The following is a 2093-nucleotide window of genomic DNA, read 5'->3' as shown; positions in this document are numbered from 1 at the left end:
CCGGAGAGGTGCGCGGGCCGCGAGCGCGCGAGGTGCCCGACGCCGAGCCGGTCGAGCCAGGTCCGGGCGGTGCGGTCGGCGGTCGTCCGGTCGGCACCGGCGGCGCGCGGGCCGAACGCGACGTTCGCCAGCGCATCCAGGTGCGGGAAGAGGCGGTGGTCCTGGAAGACGGTGCCGACGCCGCGCCGCGCGGGCGGCACGAGGACGCCCGCCTCCGTGTCGTCGAGGACGCGTCCGGCCAGCCGCAGGCGCCCGGTCTCGAGCGCCTCGAGGCCGGCGACGGTGCGCAGGGCGGTCGACTTGCCGGCGCCGTTCGGGCCGACGAGCGCGAGCACCTCCCCGGGCCCGACCGTGAGGTCGACGTCGAGCAGGAAGCTCCCGCGGTGAACGGTCCCGGCCAGGTGCAGGCCGACGTCGGCCGGTCCGCTCACGGCGCACCCGCGCCGATCCAGCGGCCCCGCAGGCCGACGAGCACCGCGACGCAGGTCATCAGGAGCAGCAGGCTCAGCGCGACCGCCGCGTCCGGGTCCCGGTCGAGCGTCGCGTAGACGGTCAGCGGCAGGGTCTGGGTCCGGCCCGGGAAGCTGCCCGCGAACGTCACCGTCGCGCCGAACTCGCCGAGCGCACGCGCCCACGTCAGCACGGCCCCGGCCGCCACCGAGGGTGCGACGAGCGGCAGGGTGACGCGCCGCAGCACGGTCGTCCGCGAGGCGCCCAGGGCGGCCGCCGCCTCCTCGTACCGCCGGTCCGCACCCCGCAGCGCCCCCTCGACGGTCACGACGAGGAACGGCATCGCGACGAACGTCTGGGCGACCACGACCGCGGCCGGGGTGAACGGCAGGGCCACGCCCCAGGCGTCGAGCCACCCGCCGACGAGGCCGCGCCGCCCGAGGACGGCGAGCAGCGCGACGCCGCCCACGACGGGCGGCAGCACGAGCGGCAGCGTGACGAGCGTGCGCACGAGGCGGCGGGCCGGGACGTGGCCGCGCGCGAGGAACCACGCGAGCGGGACCCCGAGCACGACGCACACGGCGGTCGCGACGGTCGCCGTCCACAGCGACAGCCCGAGCGCCTGCCGGACGGACGGCTCGGCGAGCACCGTCCCGAGACGTCCCCACGGGGTCCGCGTCAGGAGCCCGACGAGCGGGAGCGCGAGGAAGACGATCGCGACGACGGCGGGCACGACGGCGACGACCGGCAGCTCGCGACCCCGCCGGCGACGCCGCGCCGGCGTGGCCCTGCTCGGTGCTCCGTGCGTCGGCATCATGGCGGCCGGGACGGGTGTCGGCGTCACGGCGGCGGCCCGAAGCCGGCGTCGCGCAGCACGGCCCGGCCCTGCTGTGACACGAGGAAGGCGACGACGGCGCGGGCCCCGGCGGGGTTCGGGGCGTCGGGCAGGGCGAGCACCGGGTAGGACGTCGTCCACGGCGCGTCACCGGGATCCGGCTCGTCGAGCGGGACGCCGACGACCCGGCCCTCGCGCACGAGCGGGGCGCCGGGATGGACGTCCGACGCGTAGACCAGCCCGGCGTCGACCTCGCCGAACGCGACCTTCGCGAGCACGGCGCCGACGTCGCGCTCGTAGGTGACGGGCGCCGCGTCGACGTCGGAGAGCACGGCCGCCGCGCCCTCGCCGCACGGGACCTGCGGCTCGCACACGGCGTAGCGGACGTCCCCGGCGAGGTCGGCGAGCGACACGACGTCGCCCGCCCCACCCGGGGCGGCAGGGCCGGGCACGGCGAGGGCCATGGTGTTCGTGGCGACCACCACAGGGTCGACGTCGTGCCCCGCCGCGGTCAGGGCGTCGACCGCGACCGCCATGGTGTCGGGGCTGGCCGCCGCCAGGACGTCGGCGGGAGCGCCCTCTGCGACCTGCGCTGCGAGCGCGCTGCTCGGGCCGGCCGACACGGTGACCGTCAGTCCGGGGTGCTGCCGCTCGAGCTCGGACGCCACCGTGCGGAGCGGCTCCGCGAGAGACGCCGCGGCCAGCACGACGACCTCGCCGGTGGCAGCCGCGCCGCCGGCGGACGGCGCGTCCGCCGGCTCCGCCGCGCCCGAGCCCGCGAGCCACACACCCCCGGCGACGAGCACGC

3 protein-coding genes are annotated in these 2093 nt (G+C 78.5%); all 3 read right to left on the bottom strand.

Annotation, left to right across the window (positions count from 1 at the left end; translation table 11 throughout):
- Nucleotides 1–431, bottom strand: a 431-nt coding sequence (locus tag ICW40_RS20470; RefSeq protein ID WP_221655810.1) for an ATP-binding cassette domain-containing protein, incomplete at its 3' end; no start/stop codon positions are given.
- Nucleotides 428–1267, bottom strand: a complete 840-nt coding sequence (locus ICW40_RS20465; protein ID WP_260459530.1) for an ABC transporter permease — start codon at nt 1265–1267, stop codon at nt 428–430. The genes ICW40_RS20465 and ICW40_RS20470, both read right to left, overlap by 4 nt.
- Nucleotides 1268–1290: 23 nt before the next feature.
- On the bottom strand, nt 1291–2093 hold an 803-nt coding region (gene modA / locus ICW40_RS20460), incomplete at its 5' end, for a molybdate ABC transporter substrate-binding protein (protein ID WP_260459529.1).

The sequence above is a fragment of the Actinotalea ferrariae genome (assembly GCF_019733465.1).
Taxonomy (GTDB): domain Bacteria; phylum Actinomycetota; class Actinomycetes; order Actinomycetales; family Cellulomonadaceae; genus Actinotalea; species Actinotalea ferrariae_A.
Note: the sequence above shows the minus strand (reverse complement) of the source record. Positions and strands in the feature narration are given on the sequence as shown.

Bases quoted from the DNA above. Each gene is read 5' to 3' on its own strand.
- ICW40_RS20465 (WP_260459530.1), bottom strand. From the start codon at position 1,267: ATGATGCCGACGCACGGAGCACCGAGCAGGGCCACGCCGGCGCGGCGT.